Genomic DNA, 18,593 nt, shown 5'->3' on the forward strand with positions numbered 1-18,593 from the left:
TCCCGTGGGGGGTGGGGTCGCCCGGCGGATCACCCCTTCGCAGCAACGGTTTTCCTGATGTCCGTTTTCGGGCGCCGTGCGCGGTGGACAATAAGGGCATGACTCAGCAGGGGGACAACTGGTGGGACAAGCTCTACGACGAGTCGGCGCCGGACACGGCCCCGACGGTCTCGGGTGACACACTCGACGACCACTTCGCCACGGCGCCCCGCGCCACCACGGGCCCGCCGGGCCCCGGCCCGGTCCTGAAGCCGGCCCCGAGCCCGGCCCCGAGCCCGGCCCCGAGCCCGGCCCCGAACCCGGCCCCGAACCCGGCCCCGAACCCGGCCCCGAACCCGGTCTCGAACCCGGTCTCGAACCCGGTCTCGAAGCCGGACGGCCCCCGGACGGCGGCGGCGCCGCCCGTCCCGTCCGACAGGGCGCCCTGGGAGGCCCCCGAGACGGGGCCGCGCTCCTTCCCCGGTCCGCCGCCCCCGGTCGCTCCACCGGTCGAGACGCCCACCGTGCAGGTGCCGGTGCCCCCGGCCGATGAGGCCCCGGACACCGCCCGGAGCGCCGACCCGGACACCGGTCCAGGCGCCGACCTCACCGTCCAGGACGCCGACCTCACCGTCCAGGTCCCCGTGCCCCGCCCCCGGGCGGCCGGGTTCGTCGGCAGCAGGCCGCCGACCTACGAGGCCGAACCCACCGCCCTCCCCGTCGCCCGCCCCGGCGAGCTCGACGAACTGGTCGCCGACACCGTCCTCGACGGCGCCCGCTACGGCACCTGCACCCTGCGGGCCGCCTCCGTACGCGGCGACTCCGCCCGCTACCGGGGCGAACCCCGCCGCGACGCCCTGCTCACCGCCCGCTTCGGCCACGACGAGGCCGCGCTCGTCCTCGTCGCCGTCGCCGCGGGCGCGCGCACCGCCGAGGACGCCCACCTCGCCGCCGCCGACGCCTGCCAGTGGATCGCGGAGGCCGTCGGCCGCAGCCACGCCCGGCTCTCGGAGGACATCAGGACGGGCCGCCGCGGCGACCTCAAGTCGGGACTGCACCGGCTCACCGACCGCACCTACGGCAGGCTGCGCACCCGCGCCGCCGACCGGGGCCTCGCCCCCGACGAGTACACCGCGACCCTCCGCTGCCTCCTCGTCCCCGCCGACCCCGAGTGCCGTACGCGGGTCTTCTTCGGGATCGGCGCCGGCGGCCTCTTCAGGCTCCGCGACGGCGCCTGGCAGGACATCGAACCGCTCCTGCCCGAACCGGCGGCCGCCACCGGCGCCCCCGTCCCCGGCTTCGGCTCACCGACCCCGCCGGCGGCCGAGAGCGAGGAGGAGGGCGACCGGCTCACCATGAACCTCGGCGTCACGACCGCGCCGGGCCCGATCGTCGAGGACCCGGTGCCGCCGCCCGCCGAGCCGTTCCGCTTCCGGGCCTCCGTCGCCCGCCCGGGGGACACCCTGCTCCTCGCCTCGCCCGGGTTCGCCGAGCCGATGCGCGGCGAGCCCGCCCTCGCCCGCGAACTCGCCGCCCGCTGGGCCGGCCAGGAGGCGCCCGGCCTCGCCGCCTTCCTCGCCGACACCCAGCTGAGGGTGACCGGTTACGCCGACGACCGTACGGGGGTGGGCGTCTGGGAGGCGTAACGCGCCGGGTCATGTGTTGATGGAGCCATGGCCAAACAGAACGTCGCAGAACAGTTCGTCGACATCCTCGTGCGCGCGGGCGTGAAGCGTCTGTACGGCGTCGTCGGCGACAGCCTGAACCCGGTCGTCGACGCCATCCGCCGCACGCCCTCGCTCGACTGGATCCAGGTGCGGCACGAGGAGGTCGCGGCCTTCGCCGCCGGCGCCGAGGCCCAGATCACCGGCAGCCTCGCGGCCTGCGCCGGCTCCTGCGGCCCGGGCAATCTGCACCTCATCAACGGCCTGTACGACGCCCACCGCTCGATGGCCCCGGTCCTGGCCCTCGCCTCGCACATCCCGTCCAGCGAGATCGGCCTCGGCTACTTCCAGGAGACCCACCCCGACCAGCTGTTCCGCGAGTGCAGCCACTACAGCGAGCTCATCTCCAACCCGAAGCAGATGCCCCGCCTGCTCCAGACGGCGATCCAGCACGCCGTCGGCCGCAGCGGCGTCAGCGTCGTCTCGCTGCCCGGCGACATCGCCTCCCTGCCCGCCCCGGACAAGGCGGCGGAGACCGCGCTCGTCACCTCCCGCCCCACCGTCCGGCCGGGTGACGACGAGATCGACGCGCTCGTCCGGATGATCGACGCGGCCGACCGGGTGACGCTCTTCTGCGGCAGCGGCACGGCGGGCGCGCACGCCGAGGTGATGCAGTTCGCCGAGCGGGTCAAGGCACCCGTCGGCCACGCGCTGCGCGGCAAGGAGTGGATCCAGTACGACAATCCGTACGACGTCGGCATGAGCGGACTCCTCGGATACGGAGCCGCCTACGAGGCCACCCACGAGTGCGACCTGCTGATCCTGCTCGGCACGGACTTCCCGTACAACGCCTTCCTGCCCGACGACGTGAAGATCGTCCAGGTGGACGTCCGGCCCGAGCACCTCGGCCGGCGCTCCCGGCTCGACCTCGCCGTCTGGGGCGACGTCCGCGAGACCCTGCGCTGTGTCGTCCCGCGCGTCCGGGCCAAGAACGACCGCCGCTTCCTCGACAAGATGCTCAAGAAGCACGCCGACGCCCTCGAAGGCGTCGTCAAGGCGTACACGCGCAAGGTCGAGAAGCACGTCCCGATCCACCCCGAGTACGTCGCCTCCGTCATCGACGAACTCGCCGACGGGGACGCCGTCTTCACGGTGGACACCGGAATGTGCAACGTCTGGGCGGCCCGCTACCTCTCGCCCAACGGGCGGCGCAGGATCATCGGTTCGTTCAGCCACGGCTCGATGGCGAACGCGCTGCCGCAGGCCATCGGCGCGCAGTTCACCGACCGCAACCGGCAGGTCGTGTCGCTCTCCGGTGACGGCGGATTCTCCATGCTCATGGGCGACTTCCTCACCCTCGTGCAGTACGACCTGCCGGTGAAGGTCGTCGTGTTCAACAACTCCTCGCTCGGCATGGTCGAGTTGGAGATGCTCGTCGCCGGGCTGCCCTCGTTCGGCACGACGAACAAGAACCCCGACTTCGCGGCCATCGCGCGCGCCGCCGGGGCCTACGGCGTCCGCGTCGAGAAGCCCAAGCAGCTCGCCGGCGCCCTCAAGGACGCCTTCAAGCACAAGGGCCCGGCCCTCGTGGACGTCGTCACCGACCCCAACGCCCTCTCCATCCCGCCCAAGATCAGCGGCGAGATGGTCACCGGCTTCGCCCTCTCCGCCAGCAAGATCGTGCTCGACGGCGGAGTGGGCCGCATGCTCCAGATGGCCCGCTCCAACCTCCGCAACGTCCCGCGGCCCTGAGCCGCCGCGCTTCCGGGGAATGCGGGCGCCCCCGTGGGGCATGCATCCCCGTGAGCCTGTTCGACGACGTGTGGGTGGGGGATATGGCCGGGGAGGCACGACAGCCGACTCAACTGCTCAGGAAGGTGGGATGCGCGGATCTCACCGCGGTGCCGGAGGTGCGACATGCCTTGCGTGAACTTCTGCGGACATGGGGCGGACCGGGCGCCTCCGACGTGGCCGAACTGCTCACCAGCGAACTGGTGACCAATGCCCTGGTCCACACCGAGCACGGGGCCGTCGTGACCGCGACGGTCGTCCCCGAGCAGCTCAGGGTCGAGGTCCGGGACTTCGTCCCCGGGCTCGAACGGCCGCGCGTACCGCCCGCCGACGACGGTACGAACGGCCGGGGGCTCGTCCTCGTCCAGACCCTTGCCGACTCCTGGGGGGTCGAGGAGCACGGGATGGGCAAGGTGGTCTGGTTCGAACTGAACGGCGGGGCCGCCTGACAGACGACCCCGCCGGATTCCGTATGTGTCTGTTCAGCCGAACTGCTGCTCCAGGTCCTTGAGTTTGCGCTCAAGGGAGTCCAGGCGGGGCAGCGTCTGGGTGTCGTCCTCAGCGGTGAGGTCGACCGTCCGGGGCTCAGCGCCCCTTACGGCTTGCAGGGAGGGCCGGGGTCGAAGCGGCAGTTGTCCCGGGTCCGCTATGGCGGGCTCCGCGACAGCGGCCTGTACGGCCGACGTCGCGGAGCCGGAGCCCGCACCCGAACCAGAACCGGAACCCGGGCCCGTACCGGCGCCCGACGCGGTGCCCAGCGCCGCCATCTCGACCTGCCGGTCGCCGCCACCGCCGCGGCCGAGCCCGAAGGCACGGTGCTGGCGGTTGATGGCCTTGAGGCGGGCCCGGTCGAGCTTGACCTGGTCGCGCCTGCGGAGCCGGGTCTGCTCTTTCTCCCGCCGGTCCTCGCGCACCTCGTCGACCGCCTCGTCCAGCGTCCGTACGTTCTCCAGGAGCATCAGCGACCAGGCCGCGAAGGTCTCCCGGGGCGCCCTCAGCCACCGGACGATCCGGATCTGCGGCAGCGGGCGGGGCACCAGGCCCTGCTCGCGGAGCGCGGCCCGGCGGGTCTGCTTCAGCGCCCGGTCGAAGAGGACCGCCGCCGAGAGGGACATGCCCGCGAAGAACTGCGGCGCCCCGTCGTGGCCCAGGCCGCGCGGGGCGTGCACCCAGTTGAACCAGGCGGCCGCGCCGGCGAACAGCCAGACCAGGAGCCGCGAGCCGAGGGCCGCGTCACCGTGGCTGGCCTCGCGGACCGCGAGGACCGAGCAGAACATGGCGGCGCCGTCGAGGCCGAAGGGGACGAGGTACTCCCAGCCTCCGGAGAGGTTGAGGTTCTGCCGGCCGAAGCCGACGAGTCCGTGGAAGGAGAGTGCCGCGGCGACCGCGGCGCAGCAGAAGAGCAGGACGTAGGAAGCCGTCCCGTACACCGCCTCCTTGCGTCTGCGGCGCTCCTCGTTGCGCTCCCAGGAGTCCTCGGCCGCGGCCTGGTCACCGGCGCGCTTCCCGCGCGCGAGCACCGCCACCGCCGTCAGGACCCCGGCCACCATCACGCCGCCCGGAAGCAGCCAGTCCAGCGATATGTCGGTCAGTCTCATGCGGTGTCCCTTGCATCGCAGTAGGGCGTTTGGCGGCCCATACTGGCCGACCCCGTGCGGCGCTCAAGCGGTTTCCGGGCAAGAGCACGCCATCGGGGTCCCAGGGCATACGAATAGGTGCGATCTGCTCGAACGCCCGTACAAGGGAAGGGTTTTGAGTTCGATTTACGCCACCCGTCCGGGTGGCGTATTCACCCAGGAGCCTCAGGCGGTCGCGGCGAGGCGACGAACGCGCTCGCTGTCGCAGGTGCGCGGGCAGGTGAGGCAGGTGTCGTCGGGGCGCAGCGTGTAGAAGAAGCAGCAGGTCACCCGGTCGCGGGTGGCGCGCGGGGCGCCGTCCGGTCCCGCGGAGCCCGCGAGCTCGCGGAAGCCGGCCGATCCGGCGTACGGCTTGTGCGGCTTACGGGTGGCGGCGGTGCCCGGCATGAGGAGTTCGAGCTCGGCCATCGCCCGCTCCTCCTCGCCGAGCAGGGCGCCGATGTACCAGAGGCCCTCGACGATCTCGTCCGTGGCCATGCCCCACAGGGCGCGGCGGCCGCGCTTCATCCGGGGGCCGAAACCGCTCAGCACCGACTCGAAGTGCTCGGCGAGCGAGGCGCGCACCTCGGCGCGCAGCGCCTCCTCGTCGGCGACGACCCGGGCGCCGGGCAGGGTGGCCGCGGGGTCGTCGGGCAGGCAGGCGAACTCCTCGACACGGACGGACATGCGGCCGAGCGCGCGCTGGAACGCGACGTTCGCGGCGGGCAGGCGGGGCACCCTCCGGTGCAGGAACCAGGGGACGGTGACGAGGAGGCAGGCGGGCCAGGCGTAGCGGTGGAGTCCGAAGCTCGCGACGACGTCGGGGCGGGCCTGGGTGCCGTAGTCGCGGAGCACCTGGGCGTTGTCCCAGGCGAGGAAGGCGTCGAGGGCGGCTCCGCCGGCCGAGAGCTCGTCGGCGCCGACCCAGCCGGCGCCGCGGGGCAGTCGCTCGCCCCGGGCCGATTCGTCTATCCGCAGGCCGGAGAAGACCTCGGCGAGTCGGGCGTAGGAGGCCGCGACGGGTGAGGCGAGGGGTGCGGGCATCAGAGCGGGGACGGTCATGCGGACCACCGAATCGCGATCGTTAGCAGGTAAGCCTTACCTTACCCGAATCTCGATCGCCTCTCACCATCGCACGGACCGCACCCACCTGCGAAGCAGCCCCCCCCTGCCCCATATGTCGGTCCGTTCGCCTATGGTGCACAGGGGACCCGGGTATCGCGAGCCGGGCCCGGCACGAGGCCGCAGGAGGACCCGGGTGGAGCAGGGCGCAGCGCGCGAGCGGGCGACGGAGAGGCCGTACCCGCCCTTCGGTGACGCCGTACGCGTACCGGAACAGGCTCGTGGAGCCGAGCAGGTCCGCGGAACCGAGCATGCCCGTGGAGCCGAGCAGGCGCGTGGCGAGCACACCCACGGCGAGCCGGCGGCGACCCGTCCCACGGCCGTCCCCCATCCCGCCCCCGCTTCCGCCCCCGCTTCCCTTCCCGCTCCCACCCCGCGCGTCGTCCAGCGGCACTCCGTCCGCGACCAGATCCTCGAAGCCCTCCGTACCGCCCTCGTCGGCGGCGAGCTCGTCCCCGGCGAGGTGTACTCCGGCCCCGCCCTCGCCGAGCGCTTCGGCGTCTCGGCCACCCCCGTCCGCGAGGCCATGCAGCGCCTCGCCGTCGAGGGGGCCGTCGAGGTCGTCCCGAACCGCGGCTTCCGCGTCACCGAGCGCACCCCGCGCGAGCTCGCCGAGCTCGCCGAGGTACGCGCGCTCATCGAGGTCCCCGTCATGCTGCGGCTCGCCCGCACGGTCCCCGCCGCCCGCTGGGCCGAGCTCCGTCCGCTCGCCGAGGCCACCGGGGCGGCCGCCGCGCGCGGCGACCGCGCCCACTACGCGGAGACCGACCGCGCCTTCCACCGGGCGGTCCTCTCCCTCGCCGGGAACGAGCAGCTGCTCGCCGTCGCCGACGACCTCCACCGCCGCTCCCAGTGGCCGCTGATCAGCGCCCCCGCCTTCCGCCACGGCGAGCTCGTCGCCGACGCCGCCGAGCACACGGCCCTGCTCGACGCCCTGATCGCCCAGGACCTGCCGGTCGTCCAGTCGCTCGTACGGGAGCACTTCGCCGGATCCGAGTACTGATCCACGAGACACCCCCTGGAGCGTGTCCGGAGCATTAAGGTCGTTGACGTCAGACCGCCCGCACCGCGCCCGTGAGGTGTCCCATGCCGTCCGCGACCCCGCCCCCGGCACGGGAGGGAGGCCGAGCCGTCACCGGTACGGAAGCCGAGGCCGCGGCCCTGCTCGGCTGGCTCACCGACCCGGAGGCGCCCCGGCTCTGCCTCGTCACCGGCGCCCCCGGCAGCGGCAAGACGGCCCTCCTCGACTGGCTCGCCGCCTACGGCCCGCGCGCCGGCGGCCGCCGCCGTACGCCCCGGGTGCTCGTCCCGCTCGCCGGACAGAGCGCGCTCGGCGCGACCTGGACGATCGCCGACCTGCTCGGTGTGGTGGCCAGGTCACCTGACGAACTCGTCCACGCCCTCGCCACCAGCGAGGCGCGGCCCTCGGGCCGGGCCGTCCTCCTCCTCACGGACCTCCACGCCGCCGCCGAACCCGCCGCGCTCACCGAGCTCATCGGCGAACTCGCCGGAGTGGGCCGGGTCCGGCTCGTCGTCGAGGCCCGGACCGGCAGTCCGGCCCCCGATACCCTGCGCGCCGCCCGCCGGGCGACGGTCGTGGAGCTGGAGGCCGAGCCCGCCCCCGCCGTCGGCGCCGCCGCGGAGCCCGTACGCCCGCTGCCGGACCTCTCGGACCCGCTCGCCGTGTGCGCGGCCGACCCACTGCTCGTCACCACGGCGTACGTCACCGGAACCGGTGAAGGCTCCGGCGGGACCGACGCCGACGACCACGGCGGGCTCAGGACGGCCTGGCTGCGGGCCGGGCAGTCGCTCTGCCGCGCACAGGACCCGGCGGAGCGGGCGCTGGTGCTCCTCGCAGCGCTCGGCGACGGCGCCGACCCCCGGCTGCGGCCCGCGCTGGCCGAGCTCGCCGAGGGGGCGCCCTGGCGGCTCCGCTGGGCCCGCAACCGCGGCGACCTGACGCCGCCCTGGCCGGGGCCCGTCGCCGTACTCGGCGCCGCGGGCGGCCCGTTGGAGGGCACGCTGCTCGTCGGCGACCGCACCGGCACCGTACGCCTGCTCCACGAGGCCGACGCGAGCTCCGCCGGGCGCCTCCCGCACACCGTCCCCGGCCGGGTCACGGCGCTCGCGCCCTCTCCCGACGGCACGGTGCTGCTCCTGGACGACCGCGGCAGGCTGCACTCCGTCCGGGGAACGGTGCCCAGGGCCCCGTACCTGGAGCGCCTCACCGAGGCCGTCTCGAAGACCCTGGCCCGCCATCCCGGCACGGCCCTCGCGGCGATCGCGGGCTCGGTCGTGGTGGGGGACCGGCTCGGCTCCGTGCACGCCTTCGGGCTCACGGGCCTGCACCAGGCGGCCCCGCACAGCGGCCGGGTCACGGCGGTCGCCGCCGTGGAGTCGGAGACCCCGTTCGTGTGCTCCGGCGGCGCCGACGGGACGGTACGGCTCTGGACCCCGGGCCGCGACCCGCGCCCCGAACCCCTGGCGGAGCGCCGCTCCCCGGTGGTCTCCCTGCACGCGGCGGAGACCCCGCACGGCCCCGTGGTCGCCGTGGCCTGGGCCGACGGCCTCGTCGAACTCCACCGCCCGGAGGGCGACGCGACGCTCTCCTTCCGCCCCGGCCCCCCGGTCCGCGCGGTCGCGGTCACCGGCGCGGGCGCGCTGCTCGTCGGCACCGACGAGAGCCTGGTGTGCCTCGTACCGCGATCCCGGGAGCAGTTCTTCCGATCATCCCGGGAATCGTCCTCCGAACGGTGACCTCGGCGGGGCCGTGACTGTTGAGCGGGTGAGTATGCCGCTGACATGTGAGAGGACGGCCATGACGGTTGATCAGGACACAGCGAGGACCGAACCGGGGAAGGGCGATCTCGCCCTGCACAACGGCTGGTTCGACAGCGGGTGGATGCACGTGCTGCCGCCGTACCAGGCCATGCTGATGAGCATGCTCCTGGCCACAGCCGCGTCGCGGCCCGTGACCGGGACGCTCGACGAGGTCGCGTGGGAGGCGTTCGGCGACTCTCCGCGCGACTTCCTCCACGGACTGGGTGACGACCTGGACTCGCCGGTGCTCTGGCTGGAGCCCGGTACCCTCGCCGCGGCGGAGGACGCCGAGGAGGAGGCCGGGATCCGGGCGGAGGCGGCGGCTCGCCGCGCGGCCTGCGAGGGAGCGCTGCGGGCGGGCGGCTTCCCCGTACCGGCGACGATCCGCGACCTCGTCGGCACGATGCTGGCGCTGGGCATCGCCCACACGGAGGACGGCCGGTGGTGGATGCCGGAGGACCTGCCGCTCCCCGAGGACGTCCTCGATCTCCCCGAGGGCCCGCGGGAGACCCTCCGGAAACTACGGCAGGTCAAGGTCGTCGCACCCTGGAAGCAGGCCCTGTCCGAGTACCTCCACGAGGCCCTCGGACGGCCCGGGGAACTGTTCACCACTCCGGGCCGGCTGGCCGAGGCCGTGGGCCTGAGCCCCGACGAGGTCCGCGCCGCGCTCGACGCGATGGTGGACTACGAGCAGGTCCGTCTCTACCGGGGGATCCCCCGCGTCCCGGTCGCCTCGGCGCGCGACCTCCAGGACCACCAGCGCTTCCATCTCGTTCCGGACTGGGAGCAGTACGACGAGGACCACGCGATCATGGTGAGGTACGACGGCAGGGAGGGGTAGACACGGGCCCGCACCCGGGAACGCCACGGAAGAGGCCCGCCCCGACGCACGCGGACATCCGGACATCCGGACATCCGGACATCCGGACATCCCGATATCCGGTTGCCTTCGTCGAAGGCATCGGTTCCCATGACCGGCATGATCACCCAGAGGAACACGCCGTCGTCGCCGTCCGGTTCGGGTGGAACAGAGAGGGCGCCCGTCCTCCTGGGCGCTCTCGTTCCGCTCACGCGGCCCGGCTGGGTCGGGGCGGGGCGGCATCTGCTCGCCGGGCTCGACCTGGCCGTTCGCGAGGTCAACGCCGCCGGCGGGATCGGCGGCAGGCCGCTGGAGCTCGTCGTCCGCGACACCGCGGCAGACCCGGGGCGGGCCGTGGCGGCCGTGGACGAGCTGGCCGGACTGGGCGTGGCCGCCGTGGTCGGCGAGTACCACAGCGTCGTCGCGCGGGCCGTCGCCGCCCGGGCCGACGCCCTCGGCCTGCCGTACCTCTGCTCGTCCGCGGTGCTCGACGCGCTCACCGAGGAACCGACGGAGTGGGTCGCGCGCCTGGCGCCGGCCCAGTCCCACGGCTGGCGGATCTACGGGGACTTCCTCCTCGGCTCCGGTCGGCGGAGGATCGCCGTGGCGGCTCAGTCGAGCGTCTACTGGGCGACCGGGACCCGTCTCCTGCGGGACCACGTCGGTCCGCGCGGTGGCACCGTCGTCGCGCTCGACGCGGACGCGCTCACCCCCGGGGCCCTGTGCGACGCGCTCGTCGACCAGGGCGCGACCGCGCTCCTCCTCCTTGTCGGCCACCCGGAGCCGGCGGTGCCGATCGTCCGGGCCGTCCGGGGCGACCGGCGGCTCGACGGGCTCCTGATCGGTGCTCCGGCCGGGCAGCCGGAGTTCGCCGAGTGGGACGCGCTGCTGGGCGAGGACGGCGCCGGGATCCCGTTCCTGCGCTACCTCCCCGAGCGGCTCGGCCCGCTGGGCGAGCGCGTCGGGAAGGAGCTCCGCGAACGGCTGGGCGAAGCGCCCTCCTTCGTCGCCTTCGAGGGCTGGGACACCGTCGCCGTCCTCGCCGAGGTGCTGCGCGCCCACGGCACGGACCGGGCGGCCGTCGCCGGGGCCTGGCCGAGCGTGACGGTCGAGGGCACCCGCGGAACGATCCGGTTCTCACGCAGGCCGGGCATCGGCGTACGGCAATGGGCCTGGCCGCCGGTCCAGGTCGCCGACCGGGACCCGGCGGACCGCGACCGCTTCCGGACCCTCCACACCGGCTGAGCGGGAGGAAAACGGAGCTCATGCGGCCGGCTTCCGCGATGTGCCCCCGAGCCGTGGCGCGGAGACACATCGCAGAGGAGCTGAGGACCCGTCACCTCGACGTCACCGACGGCGACTTCAGGTCGCCGCCCGGGGCGTCAGCTGGGCCGACAGCCAGGTCGGGACGCCGCCGAGGAGCCGGAAGAGCCGGCGTGCCTCCGCGCGCAGCCGGCCCGCCTCCGGTTCCGTCTCCGTGTCGGCGAGAGCGGTGAGCGCCGGAGCCGTACCGACCAGATAGCCCAACTCCTCGCGGATCCGCAGCGATTCGGCGAAGCCGTGCCGGGCCTCCGCCAACTCGCCTTCTCTCAGGGCGAGTCCGGCGAGGTGGCGCCAGGTGGACGAGAGCAGCAGCGAATCCCCCTGGTCCGTCGCCCCGGCGTGCGCCCTGCGGTACGCGGCGCGGGCCGCCTGCGGGGAGTCGCCGAGGTTCTGGGCGATGAGCCCGCGCCGGAAGTCCAGCAGGGGCCGGCCCCCGGCCGAGGGGGCGATCAGGGCAGCCGCCCGGCCCAGGGCCATCCGGGCCTCGTCGGCCCGGTCGCGTACCCCGAGGAGCGTGGACGCGTAGGCGAGATAGCCGCGTTCGCAGGCGGCGGCCCCGCGTTCCTCGTCGGTGCGGGCGACCGCCTCGGCCGCCCGGAGGGCCTCCTCGGCGTCGGCCCAGCCCTGTTCGGTGTAGAGACAGCGCTCGATCAGCAGGGCCGCCCGTTCGAGCGCGGCGGCCGGTTCGGTCGCGTACGGAGTGAGCAGCGCTGCCGCGTCCGTCCAGCAACCTCGGGAGCGGAGCCGCCATATGGCGGTCTCCACAGGAGTCTCCTTGCCGTAGGCGAGGGACGGATCTTCGCCGCCCCTTGATTCGGAACCAGACATGGCGGTATCCGCCACATTGCCCTCCCCGAGCGCGCCATTGAGCTGTTGAGTAGACCCGCATCTCAGCACGAAGGGCAGCACCCGGCCAAGGGGTTAGGTGAAAGAATTCACAAGAGTCCGGCGCGGGCGGACGTCACCGTACGGGGGGTGGCCGACAGCCCGTCAGATCGCCGCCGGCCCCGGGATCAGGCCCCGGCGCGGCCCGCCGGCCGCGCTGGCCGACGGGCCGCCACCAGCCCGGTTGTCACTCCTGTGGACTCCACCGAAAGAGTGAATCGCCGGGGCGTGGACGCGTGTGGATCAGCTCATCCGGAGGGCGAGGAAGAAGTCGAGCTTGTCCTCCAGACGGGACAGGTCGCGGCCCGTGAGCTGCTCGATCCGGCCGACCCGGTAGCGCAGCGTGTTCACGTGCAGGTGCAGTCGCGTCGCACAGCGCGTCCAGGAGCCGTCGCAGTCGAGGAAGGCCTCCAGGGTCGGGATGAGCTCCGCGCGGTGGCGCCGGTCGTAGTCGCGCAGCGGGTCGAGCAGCCGGGCCGTGAACGCGCGACGGACGTCGTCCGGGACGAACGGCAGCAGCAGGACGTGCGAGGCGAGCTCGTGGTGGCCCGCGGCGCAGACCCGGCCCGGACGGGCCGCGGCGACCCGGCGGGCGTGCCTGGCCTCCTCCAGGGCCCCGCGCAGGCCCTCCGCCGAGTGCACGGCCGCGCTGACGCCGAGCGTGAGCCGCCCGTCGTCGGCGAGACCGGACGAGAGCGGAGCGCGTACGGCGGCGAGCAGGGCGTCCGCGTGCAGCCCGAGCGCCGTCGCCGGGCCCTCGTCCTCGCTGTCCGGCAGCGGCGCGGTGGCCAGCGGGACCAGCGCGATCGCCTCGTCACCGCTGTGCGCGACGGCGATCCGGTCCGCGGACTCGGCGCCGACGGTCGCCGGGTCGACGAGGATCTCCTCCAGGAGCGCCTGGGCGACCGGGCCGCCGTCCACGGGCGTGCCCTGACCGGCTTCCTGCTCCCAGTCGACGCGGGCGACGACGACCTGCCAGTGCGGGGCCGTGCCGAGCCCGGGCAGCAGCACCGGGGCCGCGACCCGCAGGCGGGCCGCGATCTCGGCGGGCGCGGCGCCCGTCTGCACCAGCTCCAGGACCTCCTGGGCGAGCCGGCGCCGTACCGTACGGGCCGCGTCGCGCCGGTCCCGCTCGACGGCGATCAGCTGGGTGACGCCCTGGAGCAGATCGAGACGGGCGGCGGGCCAGTCCCCGGCGTCGGCCTCGACGGCCAGCAGCCAGTCCGACAGGACCGTCTCGCGCACGTCCCGGGAGGCGGGGGCCGGGCCCCGGCCGGTGTTGCGGATCGGGAACAGCGAGTACGTGGATCCGGCCAGGCTCAGCCGGTGCGGGCCGCGCCGGCCCGTCCGGGTCGCGGCCAGGTGCTCGCCCGCCAGGGTCGCCGCGAGACCGCTCTCGAGGGGCTCGCCGGCGCCCGCGATCTGGCGCCCGGTGGGGGAGAGGACCCAGGCCCGCAGGTCCAGGTCGGAGCCCAGCAGGTCGAGGACGACCTCCGGGCCGCCGCCCGCCGGGCCGGAGGTCATGAGCCGCCGGTGGCGGTCGACGACGGCCGCCAGGTCGCCCGCCCGCTCGCCGGAGACCTGTCGAACAACATGTTCGGTGATCGTCGCGAACGCAACGGTCTCGTTCACCGCGAAGAGCGGCAGCCGATGGCGCAAACACGCCTGTACGAGATCGTCGGGGATGTCGCCGAGCTCCGCCTCGCCCGCCGCCAGCGCGGCGACCCCGGCCGAGGCCAGGATCCGGACGAAGGGCTCCGCGTCGGCCGCGTCCCGCAGCCAGGCGAGGCCGGTGAGCACCAGCTCGCCGCCGGACAGGTACCGGCTGGGATCCTTGAGGTCAGTCGTCATCACACCGCGGACGGTGCGGTCCAGCTCGTCGTCGCCGCCGAGCAGCCGCAGCCCCAGCGCGTCGTTCTCCAGCAGTGCGCGCAGCCGCATCGTGTCGCCGCCGTTCCTTCGAGTGGGTGGTCGTGGATGTCGCGTTGTCGACGGTGGCGTGGTGCCACCGTTTCCAGGGGAAAACGGAGAGGTTGCTGTTCTCCGTCTTTCGTTCGAATCTACAAGACGACAACGGGCACCAGCCAACTCCTTCATGTTTTCGGTGACTGCACCCGGGCGAAGGTGGCCTTGTGTACTAGGCCACACACCGCGTTAACAGCACATGAATAAGAAGTCGAGGGCCGGCCGTCCCCCCGGGCCCACGCGTTCGACCCCCGATCACTAGAAGCACTAGAAGAGAGCCACCATGGACTTCCTTCGCCCCGCCAGCTGGGAGGAGGCGCTCGCCGCCAAGGCCGAGCACCCCACGGCCGTGCCCATTGCGGGTGGCACCGACATCATGGTCGAGATCAATTTCGACCACCGGCGCCCCGAGTACCTCCTGGACCTGAACCGTATCGAGCTGCTGCGCGAGTGGGAGGTCGGCGAGGAGAACGTCCGCCTGGGCGCGTCCGTTCCGTACACCCAGATCATGGAGAACCTGCGGACCGAACTCCCGGGCCTGGCACTCGCCTCGCACACGGTCGCCTCCCCGCAGATCCGCAACCGCGGCGGCGTCGGGGGCAACCTCGGCACCGCCTCGCCCGCCGGCGACGCCCACCCGGCCCTGCTCGCCGCGGGTGCCGAGGTCGAGGTCGAGTCGGTCCGCGGCAGCCGGTTCATCCCGATCGACGAGTTCTACACGGGCGTGAAGCGCAACGCGCTCCAGCCCGACGAGCTCATCAAGACCGTCCACGTCAAGAAGGCGGACGGCCCCCAGCAGTACTCCAAGGTCGGTACCCGCAACGCGATGGTCATCGCCGTCTGCGCCTTCGGCCTGGCCCTGCACCCGGAGACCCGGACGGTCCGTACCGGCATCGGCTCCGCCGCGCCGACCCCGATCCGCGCCAAGGAGGCCGAGGCCTTCCTGAACGCGGCTCTGGAGGAGGGCGGCTTCTGGGACAACGGAAAGATCATCACCCCGTCGATCGCGAAGCAGTTCGCCGACCTCTGCTCGGGCGCCGCCAACCCGATCGACGACGTCCGAGGCACGGCCAAGTACCGCCGCCACGCCGTCGGCATCATGGCCCGCCGCCAGCTCGGCTGGACCTGGGAGCAGTACCGCGGAACCGGTCGCACGCTTGAGGGAGCTGCATAACCATGCGCGTCAATTTCACGGTCAACGGCCGTCCCCAGGAAGCCGACGACGTCTGGGAGGGCGAGTCCCTCCTCTACGTCCTGCGTGAGCGGATGGGCCTGCCCGGCTCCAAGAACGCCTGCGAGCAGGGCGAGTGCGGTTCCTGCACGGTCCGCCTCGACGGCGTGCCGGTGTGTTCCTGCCTCGTCGCCGCCGGCCAGGCCGAGGGCCGCGAGGTCGTCACCGTCGAGGGCCTCGCCGAGTTCGCCAAGGATCGCGCGGAAGCCCGTAGGGAGGAAGGTGCTTGCGCCACGGGCACCTGTGGCACCTCGCTCGACGCCGCGAAGCGGTGGGAGGCGCGCCCGTCCGACAGCGGGCTCCGCCCGCGGGCGGGTCAGGACTCGCAGACCGGTGAGGGCGTCGAACTGAGCCCCATCCAGCAGGCGTTCATCGACGCGGGCGCCGTCCAGTGCGGTTTCTGCACCCCCGGTCTGCTCGTCGCGGCCGACGAGATGCTCGAGCGCAACCCGTCCCCGACGGACGCGGACATCCGCGAGGCGCTCTCCGGCAACCTCTGCCGCTGCACGGGTTACGAGAAGATCCTCGACGCGGTCCGCCTCGCGGCCGCTCGCCAGGAGCGTCAGGGAGAGGCGGTCTGACGATGGCTCAGAACACACGCACCGTTCCGGTGGGCACTCCCACCGACGTCACGCAGAACCACGTCAAGGGCGGCATCGGCGAGTCCACGCTCCGCCCCGACGGCACCCTCAAGGTCACCGGCGAGTTCGCGTACTCCTCGGACATGTGGCACGAGGACATGCTGTGGGGCCAGATCCTGCGGTCCACCGTCGCGCACGCCGAGATCGTGTCCATCGACACCTCCGAGGCCCTCGCCATGGACGGCGTCTACGCCGTCCTGACCCACGAGGACCTGCCGGCCGCGAAGAACTACGGCATGGAGTTCCAGGACACCCCGGTCCTCGCCTACGGCAAGGTCCGGCACCACGGTGAGCCGGTCGCCCTCGTGGGCGCCGACCACCCGGAGACCGCCCGCCGCGCCGCCGCGAAGATCCGGATCGAGTACCGGGAGCTCCCGGTCATCACGGACGAGGCCTCGGCCACCGCTCCGGACGCGATCCTGGTCCACGAGAACCGCGACGACCACCACTCCGGTCACGTCCCGCACCCGAACATCGTGCACCGCCAGCCGATCATCCGCGGCAACGCGACCGAGGCCGCCAAGAGGGCCGACGTCATCGTCTCGGGCGAGTACACCTTCGGCATGCAGGACCAGGCCTTCCTCGGCCCGGAGTCCGGCCTCGCCGTGCCGGCCGAGGACGGCGGCGTCGACCTGTACGTCGCCACCCAGTGGCTGCACTCGGACCTCAAGCAGATCGCCCCCTGCCTCGGCCTGCCCGAGGAGAAGGTCCGCATGACGATGGCGGGCGTCGGCGGCGCGTTCGGCGGTCGCGAGGACATCTCGATGCAGATCCTCGCCTCCATCCTCGCGCTGCGCACCGGCAAGCCGGTCAAGATGGTCTACAACCGGTTCGAGTCCTTCTTCGGACACGTCCACCGGCACCCGGCGAAGCTCTGGTACGAGCACGGTGCCACCAAGGACGGCAAGCTCACGCACATGAAGTGCAAGATCGTGCTCGACGGCGGCGCCTACGCGTCGTCCACGGCATCGGTCGTCGGCAACGCCTCGTCCCTCTCGGTCGGCCCGTACGTCATCGAGGACGTCGAGATCGAGGCGATCGGCCTCTACACCAACAACCCGCCCTGCGGCGCCATGCGCGGCTTCGGCGCGGTCCAGGCCTGCTTCGCCTACGAGGCCCAGATGGACAAGCTCGCGGCGAAGCTGGGCATGGACCCGGTGGAACTGCGCCAGCTCAACGCCATGGAGCAGGGCACGATCATGCCGACCGGCCAGGTCGTCGACTCGCCGGCCCCGGTCGCCGAGCTGCTCCGCATCGTCAAGTCCCGTCCGATGCCGCCCGAGCAGCAGTGGCTCGCGGCCGGCGAGGACGCGGACGTCCGCGCCCTTCCGGGTGGCCTCTCCAACACCACGCACGGCGAGGGTGTCGTCCGGGGTGTCGGCTACGCGGTCGGCATCAAGAACGTCGGCTTCTCCGAGGGCTTCGACGACTACTCGACCGCCAAGATCCGTATGGAGGTCATCAACGGCGAGGCCGTCGCCACGGTCCACACCGCCATGGCGGAGGTCGGCCAGGGCGGCGTCACCATCCACGCGCAGATCGCCCGTACCGAGCTCGGTGTCCAGCAGGTCACCATCCACCCCGCGGACACGCAGGTGGGCTCGGCCGGTTCGACCTCCGCGGGCCGCCAGACGTACATGACCGGCGGCGCCATCAAGAACTCCTGCGAGATCGTCCGCGAGAAGGTCCTGGAGATCGGCCGGCAGAAGTTCGGCTCGTACCACCCGGCCTGGGCCAACGCCGAACTCCTCCTGGAGGGCGGCAAGGTCGTCACCGACGGCGGCGAGGCCCTCGCCACCATCGCGGACGTCCTGGAGGACCGGTCCGTGGAGGTGGAGGAGGAGTGGAGGCACCGTCCCACCCAGGCCTTCGACCTCGTCACCGGCCAGGGTGAGGGCCACGTCCAGTACGCCTTCGCCGCGCACCGCGCGGTGGTGGAGGTGGACACCGAGCTCGGCCTGGTCAAGGTCATCGAGCTGGCCTGCGCCCAGGACGTCGGGAAGGCGGTCAACCCCCTCTCAGTGGTCGGCCAGATCCAGGGTGGCACCACCCAGGGCCTGGGCGTCGCGGTGATGGAGGAGATCATCGTCGACCCGAAGACCGCGAAGGTGCGCAACCCCTCCTTCACGGACTACCTGATCCCCACCATCCTCGACACGCCGACCATCCCGGTCGACTACCTCGAACTGGCCGACCCCAACGCGCCGTACGGCGTCCGGGGCATCGGCGAGGCCCCGACCCTGTCGTCCACCCCGGCCGTCCTCGCGGCGATCCGGGCCGCGACGGGCCTGGAGCTCAACAAGACGCCGGTCCGCCCCGAGGCGCTCACCGGCACCCTCTAGGACTCTCCGGACGGTGCGTGCCTCCCAGGAACGTCACACTTCCCCGCCCGCGCCGCCCGGAGTACTTCCCCCCCAGCAGTACCCGCAGTACCCGCAGTACCCGCAGTACCCGCAGTACCCGCAGTACCCGCAGTACCAGCAGTACCCGCCGTACCCGCAGTACCAGCAGTACCCGCAGTACCAGCAGTACCAGCGGCACCCGAAGTACCCCGTAGTACCCGCAGCACCCCCGTACTACCCGCACCACCGAATCATTCCGTTCGTCTCGGGCCGTCCCCCGGGTCGTGCAGCCCACGCAGCATCCCAAATCCCGCAGCTTCAACCAGATCAGAATCCCTTCGAAGTCTGATGCGGG

The 18,593-nt window shown here is 73.0% G+C and carries 14 protein-coding genes; 10 read left to right on the forward strand and 4 right to left on the reverse strand.

Translation table 11 applies throughout. The annotated features are described in order from the left end of the window. Nucleotides 1-98: 98 nt before the first annotated feature. The 3 genes from ACWFR1_RS21550 (at nt 99) to ACWFR1_RS21560 (ending at nt 3,883) form a co-directional block, all read left to right on the forward strand. Nucleotides 99-1,625 (forward strand): protein phosphatase 2C domain-containing protein, encoded by a 1,527-nt coding sequence (locus tag ACWFR1_RS21550; RefSeq protein ID WP_453553480.1) that lies wholly within the window; start codon nt 99-101, stop codon nt 1,623-1,625. 27 nt (nt 1,626-1,652) lie between these two features. After that, nucleotides 1,653-3,395, forward strand: a complete 1,743-nt coding sequence (locus ACWFR1_RS21555; protein ID WP_453553482.1) for a pyruvate dehydrogenase — start codon at nt 1,653-1,655, stop codon at nt 3,393-3,395. A gap of 83 nt (nt 3,396-3,478) precedes the next feature. Continuing rightward, nucleotides 3,479-3,883: an ATP-binding protein gene (locus ACWFR1_RS21560; protein ID WP_453553531.1), complete on the forward strand. Its 405-nt coding sequence runs from the start codon at nt 3,479-3,481 to the stop codon at nt 3,881-3,883. A gap of 33 nt (nt 3,884-3,916) precedes the next feature. Here the strand turns inward: ACWFR1_RS21560 and ACWFR1_RS21565 are convergent, their stop codons facing one another. Continuing rightward, on the reverse strand, nt 3,917-5,032 hold the full coding sequence (locus ACWFR1_RS21565) for a DUF2637 domain-containing protein (RefSeq protein ID WP_453553484.1): 1,116 nt from the start codon (nt 5,030-5,032) through the stop codon (nt 3,917-3,919). 204 nt (nt 5,033-5,236) lie between these two features. Next, nucleotides 5,237-6,112, reverse strand: coding sequence for a (2Fe-2S)-binding protein (locus ACWFR1_RS21570; RefSeq protein ID WP_453553486.1), 876 nt, complete (start codon nt 6,110-6,112; stop codon nt 5,237-5,239). A gap of 196 nt (nt 6,113-6,308) precedes the next feature. Here ACWFR1_RS21570 and ACWFR1_RS21575 point away from each other — a divergent pair, with 196 nt between their 5' ends. The 4 genes from ACWFR1_RS21575 to ACWFR1_RS21590 all read left to right on the forward strand — a co-directional run bounded on the left by ACWFR1_RS21575 (nt 6,309) and on the right by ACWFR1_RS21590 (nt 11,096). Further along, on the forward strand, nt 6,309-7,175 hold the full coding sequence (locus ACWFR1_RS21575) for a GntR family transcriptional regulator (RefSeq protein WP_453553488.1): 867 nt from the start codon (nt 6,309-6,311) through the stop codon (nt 7,173-7,175). 83 nt (nt 7,176-7,258) lie between these two features. Then, entirely contained in the window at nt 7,259-8,929 is a 1,671-nt protein-coding gene (locus ACWFR1_RS21580) for a hypothetical protein (RefSeq protein ID WP_453553490.1), read from the forward strand. Between the two features lie 61 nt (nt 8,930-8,990). Continuing rightward, a complete protein-coding gene (locus ACWFR1_RS21585) occupies nt 8,991-9,833 on the forward strand; it encodes a DUF6042 family protein (protein WP_453553492.1) in 843 nt (280 codons plus the stop codon). Nucleotides 9,834-9,971: 138 nt separating this feature from the next. Next, nucleotides 9,972-11,096 carry an ABC transporter substrate-binding protein gene (locus tag ACWFR1_RS21590; protein WP_453553494.1) on the forward strand — a complete coding sequence of 375 codons (1,125 nt, stop codon included), beginning with the start codon at nt 9,972-9,974 and terminating at the stop codon, nt 11,094-11,096. Between the two features lie 117 nt (nt 11,097-11,213). On the opposite strand, the gene ACWFR1_RS21595 is transcribed toward ACWFR1_RS21590, so the two are convergent. Next, nucleotides 11,214-12,017, reverse strand: coding sequence for a hypothetical protein (locus ACWFR1_RS21595; protein ID WP_453553496.1), 804 nt, complete (start codon nt 12,015-12,017; stop codon nt 11,214-11,216). A gap of 285 nt (nt 12,018-12,302) precedes the next feature. Next, nucleotides 12,303-14,000 (reverse strand): PucR family transcriptional regulator, encoded by a 1,698-nt coding sequence (locus ACWFR1_RS21600; RefSeq protein WP_453553498.1) that lies wholly within the window; start codon nt 13,998-14,000, stop codon nt 12,303-12,305. A 307-nt stretch (nt 14,001-14,307) separates the two neighbouring features. Here ACWFR1_RS21600 and ACWFR1_RS21605 point away from each other — a divergent pair, with 307 nt between their 5' ends. The 3 genes from ACWFR1_RS21605 to ACWFR1_RS21615 are packed head-to-tail and all read left to right on the forward strand — an operon-like array spanning nt 14,308 to nt 18,238. Continuing rightward, nucleotides 14,308-15,198 (forward strand): FAD binding domain-containing protein, encoded by an 891-nt coding sequence (locus tag ACWFR1_RS21605; RefSeq protein WP_150264953.1) that lies wholly within the window; start codon nt 14,308-14,310, stop codon nt 15,196-15,198. Between the two features lie 2 nt (nt 15,199-15,200). Then, nucleotides 15,201-15,836 carry a (2Fe-2S)-binding protein gene (locus tag ACWFR1_RS21610; protein ID WP_453553500.1) on the forward strand — a complete coding sequence of 212 codons (636 nt, stop codon included), beginning with the start codon at nt 15,201-15,203 and terminating at the stop codon, nt 15,834-15,836. A 2-nt stretch (nt 15,837-15,838) separates the two neighbouring features. Further along, nucleotides 15,839-18,238, forward strand: coding sequence for a xanthine dehydrogenase family protein molybdopterin-binding subunit (locus tag ACWFR1_RS21615; protein ID WP_453553502.1), 2,400 nt, complete (start codon nt 15,839-15,841; stop codon nt 18,236-18,238). Nucleotides 18,239-18,593 lie beyond the last annotated feature (355 nt).

It is taken from the genome of Streptomyces sp. NPDC055103, from assembly GCF_053607625.1.

Excerpts from the sequence above, each read along its gene's own strand:
- ACWFR1_RS21550 (WP_453553480.1), top strand. The coding sequence starts at position 99 with ATGACTCAGCAGGGGGACAACTGGTGGGACAAGCTCTACGACGAGTCG.
- ACWFR1_RS21555 (WP_453553482.1), top strand. The coding sequence starts at position 1,653 with ATGGCCAAACAGAACGTCGCAGAACAGTTCGTCGACATCCTCGTGCGC.
- ACWFR1_RS21560 (WP_453553531.1), top strand. The coding sequence starts at position 3,479 with ATGGCCGGGGAGGCACGACAGCCGACTCAACTGCTCAGGAAGGTGGGA.
- ACWFR1_RS21565 (WP_453553484.1), bottom strand. The coding sequence starts at position 5,032 with ATGAGACTGACCGACATATCGCTGGACTGGCTGCTTCCGGGCGGCGTG.
- ACWFR1_RS21570 (WP_453553486.1), bottom strand. The coding sequence starts at position 6,112 with ATGACCGTCCCCGCTCTGATGCCCGCACCCCTCGCCTCACCCGTCGCG.
- ACWFR1_RS21580 (WP_453553490.1), top strand. The coding sequence starts at position 7,259 with ATGCCGTCCGCGACCCCGCCCCCGGCACGGGAGGGAGGCCGAGCCGTC.
- ACWFR1_RS21585 (WP_453553492.1), top strand. The coding sequence starts at position 8,991 with ATGACGGTTGATCAGGACACAGCGAGGACCGAACCGGGGAAGGGCGAT.
- ACWFR1_RS21590 (WP_453553494.1), top strand. The coding sequence starts at position 9,972 with ATGATCACCCAGAGGAACACGCCGTCGTCGCCGTCCGGTTCGGGTGGA.
- ACWFR1_RS21600 (WP_453553498.1), bottom strand. The coding sequence starts at position 14,000 with ATGCGGCTGCGCGCACTGCTGGAGAACGACGCGCTGGGGCTGCGGCTG.
- ACWFR1_RS21605 (WP_150264953.1), top strand. The coding sequence starts at position 14,308 with ATGGACTTCCTTCGCCCCGCCAGCTGGGAGGAGGCGCTCGCCGCCAAG.
- ACWFR1_RS21610 (WP_453553500.1), top strand. The coding sequence starts at position 15,201 with ATGCGCGTCAATTTCACGGTCAACGGCCGTCCCCAGGAAGCCGACGAC.
- ACWFR1_RS21615 (WP_453553502.1), top strand. The coding sequence starts at position 15,839 with ATGGCTCAGAACACACGCACCGTTCCGGTGGGCACTCCCACCGACGTC.